We start from the raw sequence: 17,359 nt of genomic DNA, 5'->3' as shown, positions 1-17,359 counted from the left end.
ACTTTTATAAAACGTGCTTGGACAGCGGATAGATCGGGCCTACACGCCGCCGTATTTGAACAGGGAGGACAAGGAACCGCCGTCATTAATGATGCGGATGGCATCGGACAAGAGCGGCGCTACGGAAAGCACATTGAATTTATCCGAATGGCCTTCCGGAATCGCGATGGAATCCGTAATGATAACTTCCTTAATGTTCGGGTGATCCAAGCGCTGCAGAGCAGGTCCGGAGAAGACAGGGTGCGTCGCGCAAATATAAACGTCCAGCGCGCCTCTCTCTTTCAAGCTCTCCACAACGTTGACAATCGTCGTTCCCGTATCGATCAAATCCTCGATAATGATCGGCGTGCGGCCTACAACGTCGCCGATTACGTGAGTAATAACGGACTCGTTGTGCTCAGGGCGCTTCTTGATCATCATCGCGAACGGCGCATCGAGGATGTTGGCCATTTTCTCCGCAGTCGTAGCACGGCCTGCATCCGGAGAAACGATGATCGGGTTATGCAAATTTTTCTTTTTGATGCAATCACTGATGACATCAAGAGCCGTCAGGTGATCGACTGGAATATTGAAGAAGCCTTGGATGGCCGGCGCATGCAGGTCAATCGTAACAACACGGTTGGCGCCTGCCGCACTGAACAAGTCGGCTACAAGTTTAGCGGAAATAGGCTCGCGCGGAGCGGCTTTGCGTTCTTGACGAGAGTAACCATAGTAAGGGATGACAAGGTTGATCGTTCTTGCAGAAGCTCTTTTTGCCGCATCCATCATGACCAGAAGTTCCATCATATGTTCATTGATCGGATGGGAAAAGGTTTGCACCAGGAATACGTCGCAGTTACGAATTGTCTCTTCGTAAAGGCAGTAGATTTCTCCGCTTTTGAAACGGGATAGTTTAATTTGTCCAAGCGGCTGGCCGAGCTCTTTACAGATACGTTCCGCAAGCTTCGGATTCGAAGATCCGGAAAAAATTTTAACATTGTCGCTATGCATGGTTAATGGTTACCTCCGAAGGTTCATTAAATAAAATTGTTCACGCCCTACTCATTATACATGAAAGGTGTCGAATTTAAAAAGTCACAAGATGTCGATTTCGTGCATGAAATGTGGCTATTTCGTTAAATCCGATCATTTTGAGCAGCGATCTCGCTTCATCCAAATATTGGGCCAACCGCTCCGGCTGATGGGCGTCCGATCCCAGCGTTACGGGAATTCCCACCTTCTGGCAGTATTCGAGCATACGGCGGCTGGGAAACATTTCTTTACAGGGGTGACGAAGGCCCGATGCATTAAGCTCGATGGCAAGGCCGCATGCCTTCACCGTATCTAATGCCGCTTTCTCGAGCTCCCATGTGTCGCGATCCGGCACATAGCCGAACCGCTTGATCATGTCGATATGACCGATATAATCATAGAAGCCGGTACGAACCGCTTTCTTCACTGCCTCGTAGTATTGGATATAAACCTCATAAATATCCTTGCCTTCCCAGCCTGCAATTTGCCGGAAGTCCGAAATGTCCCACTCACCCAGAAAATGAACCGATCCGATCACATAATCCCAAGGATACGCCTTGATAATCGCCTCGATCTCTTTCTCATAGCCCTCGATATAATCGCCTTCAAGACCGACGCGTATATCGATTTGGTCCTTATATTTTTCTTTCAGATGCAGGCACTCCTCGACATAGCGGGGCAGCTCCTCCATCGGCATAGCCATCTCCGGCCAATACGTCTGCGGATCCACATGCAAAAGCGGCATATGATCCGAAAGCCCTAATTGCGTGAGCCCGATCTCGATGCCGCGTTTGACGTACTCCTCCAGCTCCCCGGAGGCATGACCGCAGCGCACATGATGTGTATGGTAATCAATCAACATCGTGAATCACTCCAGGTCGTCTTATTTATTTTTGGACATGCCGTTTTCTAAGCTCTCTCATAATTTCATCCAAAGGCAGTTTATTATTGCGCAGAAGTACCATTAAATGGAAAATGAGATCACTGGCTTCATAACGAAGCTCGTCGTTGTCTTTATTTTTGGCGGCGATAATGACTTCAGCCGTTTCTTCGCCCACTTTTTTGAGGATCTTGTCGACACCTTTCTCGAAAAGGTAAGTCGTATACGCCCCTTCCGGACGCTCCGCGTCGCGCGAGGCAATGACCGTCTCAAGCTCCCCAAGGATGGCGAAACGATCTCCGGAGACTGCCGGCTCCGTACATTCTTGCGCAGCGCCTTCCACCGGAATGCTTTGCGTGAAGCAGGTGTACGTGCCATTGTGGCAGGCAGGTCCCGTTTGCTCTACAAGTACGAGCAGCGTGTCCGCGTCGCAATCATAGCGCAGCGCTTTGACCTTCTGCGTGTGACCGGAGGTTGCCCCTTTGTTCCACAGCTCTCCGCGGGAGCGGCTCCAGAACCAAGTATCGCCCGTCTGTATCGTGCGCTGCAAGGATTCGCCGTTCATATAGGCGAGCATGAGCACTTCTTTGCTGACCGCGTCCTGCACGATGGCAGGCACAAGTCCGTGCGCGTCATATTTAATCTGTTCCAGTGAAAATGTCATCGGATTTCAACCCCTTTATCTTTCAGGTCAGCCTTGACCCCTTGAATCGAAAGCTCTTTGTAATGAAAAATCGTCGCCGCCAGCCCGGCATCGGCTTTGCCTTCCGTGAACACATCGTAGAAGTGCTCCGTTCGGCCCGCTCCGCCGGAAGCAATCACCGGAATGGTCAACAGCTCGGAAACAGCGCGCGTCAGCTTCAGATCGAAGCCGTCCTTCGTGCCGTCCGCATCCATGCTGGTCAGCAATATTTCGCCTGCACCGAGCTCTTCCATGCGCTTCGCCCACTCCAGCGTCTTCATGCCTGTCGCATTGCGCCCGCCGTGCGTGAACACTTCCCATTCGCCCCACTCCGCATTGTACTTGGCGTCAATGGCGACGACGATACATTGGGAACCGAACTTGCGCGCACCATCGGAGACGAGCTGCGGATTACGCACCGCCGCCGTGTTGATGCCGATCTTATCCGCTCCTGCACGCAGCAGGCGTTTCATATCGTCCACGCTGGAGATGCCGCCTCCGACAGTGAACGGAATCGTAATCTCCCCCGCCGTTTGGCGGACAACCTCCACCATCGTCGCACGGCCTTCGACCGAAGCCGAAATGTCGAGGAATACGAGTTCGTCCGCACCTTCTTTATCGTAAATCGCCGCCAGTTCCACCGGATCGCCCGCATCGCGCAAATTCACGAAGTTCACGCCTTTGACGACCCGGCCGTCCTTGACGTCGAGGCAAGGAATAATTCTTTTGGCTAACATGATGGCACCTCCTAGTTAACTTGCAAGCCCGGCCATTCAGGAGGGGAAGCGGCGCATTCGCCGGTCATGCCCCTTACTGGCAGAGAGCCAGGAAATTTCTCAACAGCTGCATGCCGATCTCCCCGCTCTTCTCGGGGTGAAACTGCATGCCGTATACGTTGTCGCGTCCGACAATCGCCGTCACCGGCTGGTGATAGTCGGTGACCGCAAGCAAATCGCTCTCGCGCTCCGGCTTCGCATGGTAGGAGTGCACGAAGTATACGTGCCCCTCTTCAACACCTTGGAAAATCGGGCTCTCGCTGTGCCGATAGCTCAGCTTGTTCCACCCCATGTGCGGTACTTTATAGTCACCGCGGAAACGCACAACGGAACCGGGCAGCAGGCCCAGCCCTTCGTGGTTGCCATGCTCCTCGCCGGAAGTGAACAGCAGCTGCATGCCGAGGCAGATGCCGAGGAGCGGTTTGCCGGACTCCGCGTAACGCAGGACAACCTCATTCAGTCCCGACTCGCGCAGCTGGTCCATCGCATCGCCGAATGCGCCGACACCCGGAAGAATCGCCCCTTGGGCAGCCAGAATCTGCTCGGCATCGCCGGTCACCACCGCTTCATAGCCAAGGCGTTCAACCGCCTTGCTGACGCTATGTAAATTGCCCATTCCATAATCAATAATGGCGATCATGACTACAGCACTCCCTTCGTCGAAGGAACCCCCTGCACGCGAGGATCAATCGTTGTCGCTTCATCGATAGCACGGCCTAACGCTTTGAACACCGCTTCGATCATATGATGTGTGTTCTGACCGTAATGAACGATAACATGAAGCGTAATGCGTGCTTCCAGCGCCAGCTTCCACAAGAACTCATGCACAAGCTGCGTTTCGAAGCTGCCTACGTTAGCGGTTGGATATTGCGCGCGGTATTCGAAATGCGGACGGTTGCTGATATCGATCGCAACCTGTGCCAGCGCCTCATCCATCGGCACGAACACGTTCGCATAACGTTTGATGCCTCTCTTGTCGCCAAGCGCCTCGCGCAGCGTCTGTCCCAGGCAAATGCCGATATCTTCAACGGTGTGATGATCGTCGATTTCAATATCGCCCTTGGCATCGACCTTCAAGTCGAAATGGCCATGCTTCGTGAATAAATCGAGCATATGGTTCAAGAAGGGAACATCCGTCGCAATCTCCGAAATTCCTGTTCCATCCACTTGGAACGATAGCTTGATGTCCGTCTCATTCGTCTTGCGGGCTACGCTCGCCGAGCGCACTCTTGCATTGTCCTGTTCAGCCATTAGGTTCATTTCCCTTCCTTCTTCAGTCGTACTTCCACCGCTCTCGCATGGCCTTCCAGCCCTTCGTTGCGGGCCAGCGTCATAATCATGTCGCCGTTCGCGAGGAGCGCTTCCTTGCTATAATGAATGACGCTTGATTTCTTCAGGAAATCGTCCACATTCAGCGGCGATGAGAACCGGGCCGTGCCGTTCGTCGGCAGCACGTGGTTAGGGCCGGCGAAATAATCGCCGACAGGCTCCGTGCTGTAAGCGCCGAGGAAAATCGCGCCGGCGTTCTCAATACGCGGCAGCAGATTGAACGGCTCTTGCACGAGCAGCTCGCAGTGCTCCGGCGCCAAGCGGTTGACGACGTCAACGCCTTCGTCCAAGCTGTCTACGAGGAGGATCGCGCCTCTGGTTGCTGTCGATACCGCAGCGATCGCTTTCTTCGGCAGCACGTCCAGCTGCCGCCACAGCTCCAGCCGCACCGACTCGGCGAGCTCCTGCGACGGGGTCACCAGAATTGCCGGTGACATCTCGTCGTGCTCGGCCTGCGCCAGCAAATCGGCGGCCACATATTCCGGATCGGCGTGCTCATCCGCCAGCACGACGATGTCCGTCGGTCCGGCGATCATGTCGATATCGACGACACCGAACACGAAGCGCTTCGCCAGCGCGACGTAGATGTTACCCGGGCCGACGATCTTGTCGACCGGCTGGATCGATTCCGTGCCGTAGGCGAGGGCGGCTACCGCCTGCGCTCCGCCTGCGCGGTAAATCTCCTTCACACCCGCTTCGGCTGCCGCCACGAGGATATGCGGGTTGATGCCCTCTTCCCCGGCGGTGGCCGGAGGCGTCACCATCGCGATCTCCGGCACCCCCGCTACGATCGCGGGGATGGCGTTCATCAACACGGAGGACGGGTATGCCGCCTTCCCTCCGGGCACATACAAGCCGACCCGCTTCAGCGGCCGGATGATTTGGCCCAGCAGGCTGCCGTCCGGCTGCAGGTCCATCCACGACGTGCGTTTCTGCTTCTCATGGAACGCACGAATATTGGCGGCGGCTTGCCGCAGCGCCGTCAGGAACCCGGCGTCGACCTGCGTGTACGCCGCCTGGATCTCCTCGTCGCTGACGCGAAGCTCGGCGACCTCGACGCGGTCGAACTCCCGCGCCATGCGCCGCAGCGCGGCATCGCCGTCCTGCCGCACCTCATCGATGATGCGGCGGACGGTTTCGTTCTGCTCGGGCGAACCGTATTCGACCTCGCGTTTCAATTCAAATTCGGAGGCGGGTAGTATCCGCATAGCTATCTTCCTCTCTATCTAGACCTTCGTTAGCGCAGGAAGCACCGCCTGCAGCATATCGCATAACCGCTGAATGGAATCGTTCTTCATTCGGTAACTGACCCGATTCGCGATCAGGCGGCTCGTAATCTGAAAAATTTCTTCTTGCTCAACGAGTCCGTTCTCCTTGAGCGTCTGGCCCGTCTCGACCATATCCACGATCCGGTCGGCAAGGCCGATCAGCGGCGCCAGCTCGATGGAGCCGTTCAGCTTAATGACCTCGACCTGCTGCCCCTGCTCGCGGAAATATTGCGAAGCGACGTTCGGATACTTCGTCGCCACTCGCGGATTGATCACTTGCTTCCAATCCGGCAAGCCAATGACCGACATGCGGCAGCGTGCAATGCCCAAGTCCAACAGCTCGTAAACGTTGCGGTTCTCTTCCATCAACACGTCCTTGCCGACAACCCCGATGTCCGCCACGCCGTATTCGACGTATGTGGGCACATCGACCGGCTTGGCCAGGATAAACTCCATTCTGGCTTCCGGTACGGGAATAATGAGCCGGCGGCCTTCTTCCAGGTCCTCCGGAATGGGCAGTCCCGCCTTATGAAAAAGCTTCGCCGCCTGTTTATAAATACGCCCTTTCGGCATCGCTACTTTAAGAATATCTTCCACCGTTCCAACCTACCTTCCGAGCTTACTTCGCTATCAATGTCATAACTTCCTGATACAATGTGCCTTGCACCTCAATCGAACCGTCCGGCTTCGTCACCATAGCTTGTCTCCATGCTGCCTGATCGCCTACAAGCTGCGTAATGACCACAGCCGCTTCATCACTGCTCCGCTTCGCCTTCGCTAACCGAAGCGCCTCTTCCCGGTGCTCGGCATCGTAACCGATCAGCACCCGCTTAGGCGAAGGAACTGCCTCTCCGCCCGTTACCTCAAGAATCCGGTTCGTCTTCAGCGCGAAGCCCGTTGCCGGCGCAGGCCGCCCGAATTGGCTCAGCAGATTGTCATACCGTCCGCCGCTGCAGACCGGGAAACCGAGGTCGGCTGCATAGCCTTCGAACGTCATGCCGGTGTAGTAGGAGAAATCGCCGATCATCGTCAAATCGATGACGACATGCTCGCTGACTCCGTAGGCCTTCAGCACATCCCACACTTCGCAAAGATGTCGGATCGCATCCTGTGCGATCGGATGCTGGGTTACCATCCGCGCTTGCGCGCAGATTTCGTCTCCGCCTCTCAGCCTCAAGACACCGATGAGCTCACGCTCCACTTCCGGCGTAAGGGCCAGCGATTTGATCGCTTCGCGGTACCCGACATAATCGCGTCCGAGCAAATGCTCCTTCAAGCTCAGCTGTGCATCGCTGCGCCCTTCCAGGGTTTCCTGGAACAATCCGTTCAAGAAGCCGACATGACCGAGGGCAATCTTGAATGTGCCGACGCCTGCGGCTTGCAGCGAAGCGATCGCCAGTGCTACGACTTCAGCATCCGCTTCGGACGAAGCGTCGCCGATCAGCTCCACGCCGGTCTGGAAAAACTCGGAATCCCGGCCCGCCTCCTCCTCGATTGCCCGAAATACATTCGAATGATAAGAAAGACGCAATGGGAAGGAATGCTCCTTCAATAAGGAGGACGCTACACGAGCAATCGGAGCCGTCAATTCGGAACGCAATACCAAGGTCTGCCCTTTGCGGTCCAGCAATTTGAACAGCTTCTTATCTTCCGTGGAGCTCGCCACTCCCACCGTATCGTAATATTCAAGCGTAGGCGTCAGAATCTGGTTGTAACCCCAGCGCTCCATACAGGCCAGCACGCGGTATTCTATATTGCGCAGTTTCGTTACCGCCTCGGGCAAGTAATCCTTGACCCCTAGCGGCTTTTCAAATACTTTTGGCTTTGACACCGTCTCACCCCAACATCTAGGAATTTCATCCTGTTTTCCGTTTGTTACTTTAGTACGTTAACGTGCTACCATACTACCAAAATAAAGAATGTACGGCTATTTTAACATGTAACCTTAAGAAGCGTCAATTGCCAGTTCCCGGTATTCCCAAGATTCGCTGCCTTCTCGAATGGCATAGAAAAAGAGCTGCACGCTCGCACGCGCACAACTCTCTCAATTCTCATTGGGGGACTGACGTATCGTCTGCAGCGGATTGCCCGCTACGAAGGTGTGCGGCGCCACGTCCTTATGAACGACGGAGCCCGCGCCGATAACGGCATGGTCGCCGATTGTGACCCCAGGCAGAATGGTTGTATTCGCACCGATCATAACATTGGAGCCGATTCGCACATCGCCGAGCCGATATTCCTTCGTCAAATATTCATGCGCCAGGATCGTCGTGTTATACCCAATAATCGTATTATTGCCGATATGTATTTTCTCGGGAAAAAAGACGTCCACCATAACCATCAGCGCAAAAGCGGTATGCTCGCCGACCTTCATGCCGAGGATGTTCCGGTATATCCAGTTTTTCATCCGCAGGGAAGGCGAATACCGCGTAATCTGGATGAATACGAAATTGCGGATCGCCTTCCACTTGCTGACGGTATGATAGATCTGCCATAGGGCGTTAGGTCCATCGACCGGGTATTTGTCCGTTTGTCTCAACGAGCCTCCACATCCGAAGCGAGCCCAACGATCGGCAGCAGATCGAACATATCGTCAATCAGATGATCCGGGTTGTACTGCTCCAGGTAGGAGCGCCCTTTCCATGACCAGGTGACGCCTACCGATACGACTCCCGCATTCTTCGCGGCTTCGATATCATAATGGCTGTCTCCGACCATCAGCGTCGTCTCCGGTGAACCGCCGAGCGTTGCCATCGCAGCCAGGATACCTTCCGGATGCGGTTTCGCCTCTTTGACGTCTTCGACGGTCACAATCGTGCTTACATACGGGTCGAGTCCGCACAGCTTCAGACCCATTAGCGTCGTTTGTCTGATTTTGCTCGTCACGATGCCGATCTTGATGCCATTCTCGTGCAGCTTCGCCATCACGGTCCGCACATACGGGAACTCCTTCACGAGCTCGTCGTGCTTGGCTAAATTAAACGTTCTATATTTCTTAATGAGCTCCTCAACTTCTTTGCGTCCGGAGAAAAACTCCATTTGCTCCACTAGCGGACGGCCCATGTTCGGAATGATCAGCTCCCGGCTGACCGGCTCCGGCGTTTCGCCTTCCAAGCTATGCAGAAAGGACTGTACAATCAGTTCATTCGTATCGACAATCGTGCCATCCAAGTCAAACAGTACGGTTTGAATCATAATCTGCTCCTTTATCCTGTCCAATCTCTTGTTCGGAAACTTCTTTCTTCGTGCTTGCCGGCTTCGAGGAAACAATCGGATCTGCGTAGCGTACGTTCGCATAACCTTTCTTCCTTCTGACGATGATAAGAGTCGCCATGCCAATCACGAGCAGAAGCGCCAACAGCTGCGAGAATCTTATATTTCCTCCATAGGTCATGACACCCGGCTCAAAAACGACTTTCATCGGCGACCACAATGCGTTGAGCAGCGATGCCAGCCAGGTCGGTCCTGTGAAATCCAGGCTGTCCGTGCGTACGCCTTCGATAAAGAAACGGCCGATGGAATACCAGATGAAATAGCTGAAGAACAGCTCTCCCGCCCGAAGGAACGGTCTGCGGCGAAGCCATAGGAGTACGCACAGGCCAACGATATTCCATAGCGATTCATAGAGAAACGCCGGATGATAGAAAGTACCTTCAATATTCATCTGATTCACGATGAAATTCGGCAAATGCAGCGTGTCGCGCAGAAACGACTCACTCACCGGGCCCCCGTGCGCTTCCTGGTTCATGAAGTTACCCCAGCGTCCGATAGCTTGACCCACGATCAAGCCGGGAGCGCAAATGTCCGCAATGCGCAGGAAGTTGTAGCCTTTGGCTCTGACGTAGAAGAAGACCCCGATTATGGCCCCGATCAGCGCGCCGTAAATGGCGATCCCGCCGTGCCATATCATAAATATTTCCGCTAAGTTGTTCTTATAATCGGACCATTGGAAGGCTACATAATATATTCTTGCCCCAATAATCGCGGAAGGCACGCCTATCAGCAATAAATCCATGAAAAAATCAGGAACGATTTTGAATCGTTTCCCTTCTTGAATGGCCAATAACAATCCAACCAATGCTGCTGTACCTAAAATAATGCCATACCACCGGACATGAATCGGTCCAAGGGAAAACGCCACGCTTTCTAGCATAGTTTCACTCCTTCACAATGTAAGCTGCGTCCAGCTTCTATCAATCAAAGTCCTCATAATCCTCATTCAGCGATTCCGTCAGCTTATTCGTGAATTGAAGCGCCGCGTTATAGCCCATTCGCTTCAACCGGTAATTCATCGCGGCCACTTCCACGATCACCGCTAAGTTTCGACCTGGGCGTACGGGAATGGTGACCAGCGGCAAATCCGTATCGATGATTCGTGTCAATTCCTCGTCCAATCCCAGACGGTCATACTGCTTGTCCTGCTGCCAGTTTTCCAATTTCACCACAACGGATATCTTCTTCACATTGCGAATGGCTCCTGCACCGAACAAGGTCATCACGTTGATGATGCCGACACCGCGAATTTCGAGCAGATGGCGGATCAGCTCCGGCGCGTTGCCGGTCAGCACTTTTTCACCGTTTTGCCGAATCTCGACCGCATCGTCGGCGATCAGCCGGTGGCCCCGTTTGACAAGCTCCAGCGCCGTCTCGCTCTTCCCGATGCCGCTGCTGCCTGTGATGAGCATGCCCACGCCGTACACATCGACAAGTACACCGTGGATCGTTGTGCTTGGCGCCAATTTATTTTCGAGGTAACCCGTCAGTCTGCTTGCAAAGATCGTCGTCGACATTTGGCTGCGAAGCACCGGAAGATCGCGCTTCGTCGCTTCCTCCAACAGCTCGACCGGAACATCCAACCCTCTCGTTACGATGATACAAGGCGTCTCTTCCGGAGCGCACAGCTGCTCGACGCGGTTTCGGCGAACCCCCGTCGTTAACATTTCCATGAAGGTGATTTCTGTCTTTCCTAGCATCTGAATGCGTTCCCGCGGATGGTAATTGAAATAGCCCGCCATCTCCAGACCCGGACGGTACAGATCTCCGGTCGTTATACCGCGTTTAAGTCCTGATTCGCCTGCAAGAACCTCCATGTGGAGCTGGTCCACCAATTCGGAAACTTTCACTTTTTTGGCCATTGTCCTGTCCCCTCTGCGTTTTGCCTGAGCACAACCTGTTCCTTCTGCTCGTCTTCATTTCTTTCCATTAGTTTCATCGTAAAGGAATACGATATTGAAATCAACTGCCGCGTTGCCAAACAGAAAAAAAGCCAGCCGATATCGGCTGGCTTTTCTGATCCAACTTATTTTACCAAGATGGACAATGTGGACTCTTTATCGAAGAAATGAACTTTGTTCATATCCAAAGCCAATTTCACGTTTGTGCCTTCTTTGATGCCGGAACGTCCGTCAACACGAGCGATGACTGTGTTAGAACCGATACCGTTCAGGTACAAGTACATTTCGTGACCCAAGTTCTCTGTCAACTCAACGTTTACGTTGAAGACAGTGTTCGGGGATGCTTCCAAGAATACAGGCTCTTCGTGAATGTCTTCCGGACGAACACCCAGAATCACTTCTTTACCTACATAGCCTTTATCTTTCAGCACTTGTGCTTTACCAGCTGGAACTTCTACGTTAACAGAACCTGCTTTGAAGAAGATTCCGCCGCCTTCTTGCGTCAAGTTACCTGTCATGAAGTTCATGGACGGGGAACCGATGAAGCCTGCAACGAACATGTTCACAGGGTAGTTGTAGATTTCTTCAGGTGTAGCAGCCTGTTGAATGATACCTTTATCCATAACAACGATACGATCGCCCATTGTCATAGCTTCGATTTGGTCATGCGTTACGTAGATGGTTGTAACACCAAGACGTTTTGTCAATTTCGTGATTTCCGCGCGCATTTGTACACGAAGTTTCGCGTCCAAGTTGGAGAGCGGCTCATCCATCAAGAATACTTGCGGCTCACGTACGATCGCACGGCCCAAGGCAACACGTTGACGTTGACCACCGGAAAGAGCCTTCGGCTTACGATCCAGCAAGTGAACGATATCCAAGATTTTCGCTGCTTCGCGAACGCGAGCATCGATATCTGCTTTTTTGAATTTACGAAGTTTCAAACCGAATGCCATGTTTTGATAAACAGTCATATGCGGATAAAGAGCATAGGATTGGAATACCATCGCGATATCGCGGTCTTTAGGAGCAACGTCGTTTACAAGGCGATCTCCGATGTACAGTTCACCTTCAGTAATTTCCTCTAGTCCTGCGATCATACGAAGCGTTGTGGATTTACCGCAACCGGATGCTCCAACCAATACGACGAACTCTTTATCTTCAATTTCAAGATGGAAATCCTTAACTGTGGATTCTTCTGCACCGGAATATTTTTTAACGATATGATTTAAACGTACGCCTGCCATGGTTTCATTCCCCCTACGGTTTATCGATGTACACTACTTGTTCATCAACTATTAACTACATTCATCTTACCCCACGAAGGCCGGACTGACTATGCACAATACCTACAAAAAAATCACTTTCTTTTCGTTACTTTGTACAATAGAGTAGCAAGACGCACCAAAACCGCATGATTAAACGTCCGGACATCCAATCCGGTCTCATTTTTGAACTTGTCCAACCGGTACAACAGCGTATTCCTATGAATATACAGCTTCTTCGCCGTCTCGCTCACATTGCAGTCCAGAGAGAAGAAATGCTCAAGCGTCGTCACCGTCTCCGCATCCAGCGCATGATCGGTGCCGCGGAGCACCTGCTCCAGGAATTCGTTTTTCTCTTCTTCGTCTATCAAATGCAGCAGTTTCTCCAGGCGGAGTTCCCATCGAAGATGAATAAAGCTGCCTACATGGAAGGAACGGCCGAGCATGATCGTCTCTCTCAATTTGAGAATCGTAGCGAACAGCGCTTTCGCCGGCTTCACCGGATAATCGATGGCCAGATGGCATTCTCCGATCCACTCATTCGCCAGCATTTCATATAAGCCAGAGCCTAGCGCATCCAGAATCTGCTCAACGCTCTCTTCTTCGTCGCCTTCTCTTTCTTCACTGCCGCTTGCCAGCAGTCCTTCCGGCGCCAGAATCAGCCACTCTTTCTCCATCAAAGGAATAAGCGTAATTTCCGATTCGAAGAAAGACTCCAGCAGCTTCTTCAACTCCGTATAGGTCACGCTTTGATTTTGCGAATAATCCCCGTAGAGAAGCAGTGGAATTTTCGTTGAATACAGAGAGGACTGTGAAGCTAGCGCATCCGGCAGCTCCGCATAGGTGGCGCCAAGCTCCATCTGCTGCAGCAGCCATTCTCGTAATTGATAGGCTTTTCGTTCGTCTTCCGACTGGTAAGCTCCTCGCTGCTTCTTCTCCTGCGTTTGTTTGGATTCGACCGTCATTTCTACGAGCTTGCGCTCGGAAGGGGTGAGTTTGGCTCCAGGAACTTGCAGAACTCTGATATCTTTGTGCTCCTTGGATAAATAAAACAGCACCTCCCGGCCGCGCTCAACGCTCCGGACGAAGCTGATCGGAGTTTCGGCCTGCTCTTCCGCCAAGTGCAGCCAATCGGCTTCAGCTATCAAACCGATGTACATAGGTGTCTGTAAAACCGCTTCCAAACGCTCTTTGATTCGCTCCCAATCCATTTGCCTCTCTCCTTACTCCTGACTTCTTCTATCTCTATCTCTCTATTGTACCATATGTAAGCTCCCGAATGGGAAAGAACCCTCCCGCGCCTCAGCTGCAGAAGGGTTCTTTGGGTTTGACCTTGAATCAGTCCAAAATCCGGCGAGCCGTCACATAATGATCCGCCCACCATTCTTTATTGATGGAGGTGAATTTGACGCCGCCTTCACCGTACGTATGAATCATATTCCCATTGCCTACATAAATGCCGACATGCCCGATGCTTTTGCCGGAATCCGGGGTTGTGAAGAAAACTAAATCTCCGGCCTCCAAATTGCTTTTACTTACGTATTTCCCTTCCTTCGCCTGATTACGGGATACCCGCGGCAGCGTTATGTCGTATTGGGCGAACACCGTTTTCACGAATGAAGAGCAGTCCATCGTTTTGGTTTGTCCGTATTTCGCACCGAACTCATACGGAACACCTAAGTATTTTTGAGCCGCAAGAATAAGCTCCGCCTTCAAGCGGTCCGTAGCGGATAGAATGCTTTTCCCGCCGATGAAGCTCTTCTTATAATCGTTGACGTTGCGTGTGACGACTTCGTCTCTGCTCTGGGAGGACATGACCATCTTCCCTTGCCCCACATAAATCCCCGCATAAGACGGCGTCTTCCCGCTGCCAAAGAACAGGATGTCGCCCGGCTCCGCTTTGGAGATATCGTTGATCGACTTTTTGTTCATCTTAAACTGCTCGGCTAGCGTTCTAGGCACCGAATAGTCCAACGTTTGATAAACATAGTAAATCAGACCGGAGGAATCGAATCCGGCTGACGGCGTTTCGTTGCTTCTGGAATAATCGATGCCGACCAATTTCTTGGCAAGAGACACCGCATCCATATCGTCATTCGCCGCGTAGGCGGACACCGCTGTAGTCGCAGATAGCGCGATCGTTACGGCAGCTGTAATTCCAAGTGTTCGTTTAGCAAGATGCTTTATCATTATTATTTCCTCCAGTGCGCAATTGTTTGTATAAATGGGAATTGCCATGAAATCTAGTACAAGATTACCATGATTTCCAGAAGCCTTTCATTCCTAAAATGTTTCCTCTCGCACGCAGGATTGGTAATGGTGCCAAAACGTTCTTCCCATGGAATCTCTACCATGCAATCGCTATGAGGATGAAAGTACCTCAGGCTCATAAATTGCGCATTATTGGAAATAATTGTACAAGGGTCGAATCATCCCACAGGAGGTCTTACAAAGGGTTTATGGGGTCGCCTGTCATCATGCCGCTGCCGGTCGCTTTCTTCAACGTGTTTGGACTTACTGCCATATATGGAGGTTTTATTTCACGATGACAAATCAAAGCCATTATCCGTCTTATAATGTTATGGATGAGCAAAATGAATGGGACGCTCACACTCGCTCCATCGTCAACGCCCGATTATTACGCGAAAACCACTATCGCTATATCACACCGCTTGAAGCGGAAACTTTGCGCGCCTGGTGCTCGCTCCTTATGGATGATTCCAGAGGGGATATTATCGGCTATGTACTCTCCCATATTGACGACGTGCTAGCCAAGGGGCAAGGCGAGGGCAACCGGGAGAAGAACGTCCCAGAGATTCGAACACTCGTTCGCAATGGTCTGGAAGCTATTGATGAAACCGGATGGATTCACAGCAGCAAGCCATTCTTCGAATTGGATTCGGCGAACAAGCGGCTTATCATGCAGCAGATCGCCAGCAATGAATATCCCAACACGGAGAAATGGGACGGCGTCCCGCAGAAAGCACTATTTCAAAAACTACTGCAGCTCAGCATAGAAGCCTACTATTCGCATCCGCTGATATGGTCCGAAATTGGATACGGCGGGCCCGCCTATCCTCGCGGCTATTTTCGGGCGGACCTGGGACATCTCGACCCTTGGGAGGCTGTGAAGGAGCCGTGAATAGGAGATACGCGCAGGAAGCCGATATCTTGATTATTGGCGCAGGTGCCGCGGGAGGCGTGCTTGCAAATTCCTGATGTCGTAGTGCTGGGTGCCGGTCCCCCGCGGGATCACCAGAAGGATTACGCTAGCGCTAAGTTCAGCATGCAGAAGTTAGGGCTGGGAAGATACCCGGCTCGTTGAGGGGACTCGTTCCCCTTGGTGTCGGCGCTCGCGGCCAGAGCGTCCGATTACATTATGGAGCTCACCAGCACGTAAAACACGCCTTCATGGACAACTTGTTTATGCTCCTCTACTCCTCTACAATGATAAGTAGCTGAAATGATGAAAGGAGCGGTCGATAATGGCCATAGCTGAATTCACGATTATTCCCATCGGAACAGCAACCACCAGCCTTAGCGGTTATGTCGCCGATCTGCACAAAGAGCTGGAGAAGCACACGGACATCATCTTTGAAATGACCCCTATGGGGACCATTCTGGAAGGCCCTCTGGATCGCATCCTGGAAGTGATTCGGGCCGTTCATGAAGTGCCTTTCAAGAACGGTGCTGAGCGCGTCTCCACCTCGATCAAAATCGATGACCGGCGCGATAAAGCTGCTTCTATGACGCAGAAAATGCAATCGGTCGCTGAGAAACTGAAATAACAACCGAATGGTAAGACAAAAGCCTCCCGATTGGGAGGCTTTTTGTAATATTGGCAGGCGGCGGCTCTTGCGCTTCTGACGGATGGACGGATATAGGCAACAAACCGGAAATATATAAGGGGCAACCTCTCGGTCGCCCCATAAAAAAAAGACCTTACGGCCTTCTGATTTTCACTTATAAAAGTGAGCCATGTAGGACTCGAACCTACGACACCCTGATTAAAAGTCAGGTGCTCTACCAACTGAGCTAATGGCTCTTAGGGAAATGGAGGCTGATGGATTCGAACCACCGAACTCGGAGAGAGCAGATTTACAGTCTGCCGTGTTTAGCCACTTCACTAAGCCTCCATATGCGAGATAACCGTACTGCGTTGTGGCAGCACAACCATCTCAATGGCTCGGGACGGAATCGAACCGCCGACACGAGGATTTTCAGTCCTCTGCTCTACCGACTGAGCTACCGAGCCTTATGTACTTAAAGTAGTTTGTCCCCTATAACGATAAAATATGAATGGCGGAGCCGACGGGATTCGAACCCGCGGTCTCCTGCGTGACAGGCAGGCATGTTAGGCCTCTACACCACGGCTCCATGACAATTCATATTCGTTACAGTGAATGGTGCCGTCGAGAGGACTTGAACCCCCAACCTACTGATTACAAGTCAGTTGCTCTACCAGTTGAGCTACAACGGCATATTCATAAGATGGTGGAGGCTGACGGGATCGAACCGCCGACCCTCTGCTTGTAAGGCAGATGCTCTCCCAGCTGAGCTAAGCCTCCGGATTGAAATATGGTAGCGGCGGAGGGGCTCGAACCCCCGACCTTACGGGTATGAACCGTACGCTCTAGCCAGCTGAGCTACGCCGCCATACAGAATATATATGTTTGGAAACTGGCGGAGAGAGAGGGATTCGAACCCTCGCACCACTTACGCAGTCTAACCCCTTAGCAGAGGGTCCCCTTATAGCCACTTGGGTATCTCTCCAAGACATATATACAGGAAATATTATTCCCTGAAAACTAGATACGAAACTTACGTAAAGTCGAACCTTAGGTATATTAGGATAAGCCCTCGACCGATTAGTATTCGTCAGCTGCATGCATTGCTGCACTTCCACCTCGAACCTATCAACCTCGTCGTCTACAAGGGGTCTTACTAGTTGGGAAATCTCATCTTGAGGGGGGC

18 protein-coding genes, 8 tRNA genes and 1 rRNA gene are annotated in these 17,359 nt (G+C 52.3%); 2 read left to right on the top strand and 25 right to left on the bottom strand.

Annotation, left to right across the window (positions count from 1 at the left end):
• Window positions 1–39: 39 nt before the first annotated feature.
• The 16 genes from PUT07_RS27695 to PUT07_RS27620 form a co-directional block, all read right to left on the bottom strand.
• Window positions 40–990 (bottom strand): ribose-phosphate diphosphokinase, encoded by a 951-nt coding sequence (locus PUT07_RS27695; protein WP_274472026.1) that lies wholly within the window; start codon window positions 988–990, stop codon window positions 40–42.
• 76 nt (window positions 991–1,066) lie between these two features.
• Window positions 1,067–1,873: a histidinol-phosphatase HisJ gene (gene hisJ / locus PUT07_RS27690; RefSeq protein ID WP_274472025.1), complete on the bottom strand. Its 807-nt coding sequence runs from the start codon at window positions 1,871–1,873 to the stop codon at window positions 1,067–1,069.
• A gap of 25 nt (window positions 1,874–1,898) precedes the next feature.
• Window positions 1,899–2,555, bottom strand: a complete 657-nt coding sequence (gene hisIE, locus PUT07_RS27685; RefSeq protein ID WP_274472024.1) for a bifunctional phosphoribosyl-AMP cyclohydrolase/phosphoribosyl-ATP diphosphatase HisIE — start codon at window positions 2,553–2,555, stop codon at window positions 1,899–1,901.
• Window positions 2,552–3,310, bottom strand: coding sequence for an imidazole glycerol phosphate synthase subunit HisF (hisF, locus tag PUT07_RS27680; RefSeq protein ID WP_274472023.1), 759 nt, complete (start codon window positions 3,308–3,310; stop codon window positions 2,552–2,554). Before hisF ends, hisIE begins: the two co-directional genes overlap by 4 nt.
• A gap of 73 nt (window positions 3,311–3,383) precedes the next feature.
• On the bottom strand, window positions 3,384–3,989 hold the full coding sequence (gene hisH / locus PUT07_RS27675; protein ID WP_274472022.1) for an imidazole glycerol phosphate synthase subunit HisH: 606 nt from the start codon (window positions 3,987–3,989) through the stop codon (window positions 3,384–3,386).
• A 2-nt stretch (window positions 3,990–3,991) separates the two neighbouring features.
• Window positions 3,992–4,600: an imidazoleglycerol-phosphate dehydratase HisB gene (hisB, locus tag PUT07_RS27670; RefSeq protein WP_274472278.1), complete on the bottom strand. Its 609-nt coding sequence runs from the start codon at window positions 4,598–4,600 to the stop codon at window positions 3,992–3,994.
• 5 nt (window positions 4,601–4,605) lie between these two features.
• Window positions 4,606–5,886, bottom strand: coding sequence for a histidinol dehydrogenase (gene hisD / locus PUT07_RS27665; protein ID WP_274472021.1), 1,281 nt, complete (start codon window positions 5,884–5,886; stop codon window positions 4,606–4,608).
• Between the two features lie 18 nt (window positions 5,887–5,904).
• A complete protein-coding gene (hisG, locus tag PUT07_RS27660) occupies window positions 5,905–6,543 on the bottom strand; it encodes an ATP phosphoribosyltransferase (protein WP_274472020.1) in 639 nt (212 codons plus the stop codon).
• A 22-nt stretch (window positions 6,544–6,565) separates the two neighbouring features.
• Window positions 6,566–7,777 (bottom strand): ATP phosphoribosyltransferase regulatory subunit, encoded by a 1,212-nt coding sequence (locus PUT07_RS27655; RefSeq protein WP_274472019.1) that lies wholly within the window; start codon window positions 7,775–7,777, stop codon window positions 6,566–6,568.
• A gap of 213 nt (window positions 7,778–7,990) precedes the next feature.
• Complete coding sequence (locus PUT07_RS27650) at window positions 7,991–8,485, bottom strand: acyltransferase (RefSeq protein ID WP_274472018.1); 495 nt, start codon at window positions 8,483–8,485, stop codon at window positions 7,991–7,993.
• Entirely contained in the window at window positions 8,482–9,141 is a 660-nt protein-coding gene (ppaX, locus tag PUT07_RS27645; RefSeq protein ID WP_274472017.1) for a pyrophosphatase PpaX, read from the bottom strand. The genes PUT07_RS27650 and ppaX overlap by 4 nt, the downstream gene beginning before the upstream one ends.
• Window positions 9,119–10,099 carry a prolipoprotein diacylglyceryl transferase gene (lgt, locus tag PUT07_RS27640; protein WP_274472016.1) on the bottom strand — a complete coding sequence of 327 codons (981 nt, stop codon included), beginning with the start codon at window positions 10,097–10,099 and terminating at the stop codon, window positions 9,119–9,121. The genes ppaX and lgt overlap by 23 nt, the downstream gene beginning before the upstream one ends.
• A 40-nt stretch (window positions 10,100–10,139) precedes the next feature.
• Window positions 10,140–11,081 (bottom strand): HPr(Ser) kinase/phosphatase, encoded by a 942-nt coding sequence (gene hprK, locus PUT07_RS27635; RefSeq protein ID WP_274472015.1) that lies wholly within the window; start codon window positions 11,079–11,081, stop codon window positions 10,140–10,142.
• A gap of 164 nt (window positions 11,082–11,245) precedes the next feature.
• The gene (locus PUT07_RS27630) at window positions 11,246–12,367 is read right to left on the bottom strand and encodes an ABC transporter ATP-binding protein (RefSeq protein WP_274472014.1); all 1,122 of its coding nucleotides are present in this window, start codon (window positions 12,365–12,367) and stop codon (window positions 11,246–11,248) included.
• A gap of 113 nt (window positions 12,368–12,480) precedes the next feature.
• Window positions 12,481–13,596, bottom strand: a complete 1,116-nt coding sequence (locus PUT07_RS27625; RefSeq protein ID WP_274472013.1) for a PucR family transcriptional regulator — start codon at window positions 13,594–13,596, stop codon at window positions 12,481–12,483.
• A gap of 127 nt (window positions 13,597–13,723) precedes the next feature.
• On the bottom strand, window positions 13,724–14,575 hold the full coding sequence (locus tag PUT07_RS27620; RefSeq protein ID WP_274472012.1) for a C40 family peptidase: 852 nt from the start codon (window positions 14,573–14,575) through the stop codon (window positions 13,724–13,726).
• A gap of 355 nt (window positions 14,576–14,930) precedes the next feature.
• Between PUT07_RS27620 and PUT07_RS27615 the strand changes: the two genes are divergently transcribed.
• Both PUT07_RS27615 and PUT07_RS27610 read left to right on the top strand, forming a co-directional pair.
• On the top strand, window positions 14,931–15,527 hold the full coding sequence (locus PUT07_RS27615; protein ID WP_274472011.1) for a gluconate 2-dehydrogenase subunit 3 family protein: 597 nt from the start codon (window positions 14,931–14,933) through the stop codon (window positions 15,525–15,527).
• 343 nt (window positions 15,528–15,870) lie between these two features.
• A complete protein-coding gene (locus PUT07_RS27610) occupies window positions 15,871–16,173 on the top strand; it encodes an MTH1187 family thiamine-binding protein (RefSeq protein ID WP_274472010.1) in 303 nt (100 codons plus the stop codon).
• A 184-nt stretch (window positions 16,174–16,357) separates the two neighbouring features.
• On the opposite strand, the gene PUT07_RS27605 is transcribed toward PUT07_RS27610, so the two are convergent.
• From PUT07_RS27605 to PUT07_RS27565, 9 genes are all read right to left on the bottom strand, one after another.
• Window positions 16,358–16,430, bottom strand: a tRNA-Lys gene (locus PUT07_RS27605).
• 9 nt (window positions 16,431–16,439) lie between these two features.
• Window positions 16,440–16,521, bottom strand: a tRNA-Tyr gene (locus PUT07_RS27600).
• A gap of 46 nt (window positions 16,522–16,567) precedes the next feature.
• Window positions 16,568–16,640 (bottom strand) — tRNA-Phe (locus PUT07_RS27595).
• A gap of 45 nt (window positions 16,641–16,685) precedes the next feature.
• Window positions 16,686–16,762: transfer RNA gene (locus PUT07_RS27590), tRNA-Asp, on the bottom strand.
• 27 nt (window positions 16,763–16,789) lie between these two features.
• Window positions 16,790–16,865: transfer RNA gene (locus PUT07_RS27585), tRNA-Thr, on the bottom strand.
• A 12-nt stretch (window positions 16,866–16,877) separates the two neighbouring features.
• A tRNA-Val gene (locus PUT07_RS27580) sits at window positions 16,878–16,953 on the bottom strand.
• Window positions 16,954–16,964: 11 nt separating this feature from the next.
• Window positions 16,965–17,041 (bottom strand) — tRNA-Met (locus PUT07_RS27575).
• A 25-nt stretch (window positions 17,042–17,066) separates the two neighbouring features.
• Window positions 17,067–17,158, bottom strand: a tRNA-Ser gene (locus PUT07_RS27570).
• 75 nt (window positions 17,159–17,233) lie between these two features.
• Window positions 17,234–17,359 (bottom strand): 23S ribosomal RNA (locus PUT07_RS27565); the annotation flags it as partial.

It is taken from the genome of Paenibacillus sp. MAHUQ-63 (assembly GCF_028765165.1).
Lineage (GTDB): Bacteria > Bacillota > Bacilli > Paenibacillales > NBRC-103111 > Paenibacillus_E.
Note: the sequence above shows the minus strand (reverse complement) of the source record. Positions and strands in the feature narration are given on the sequence as shown.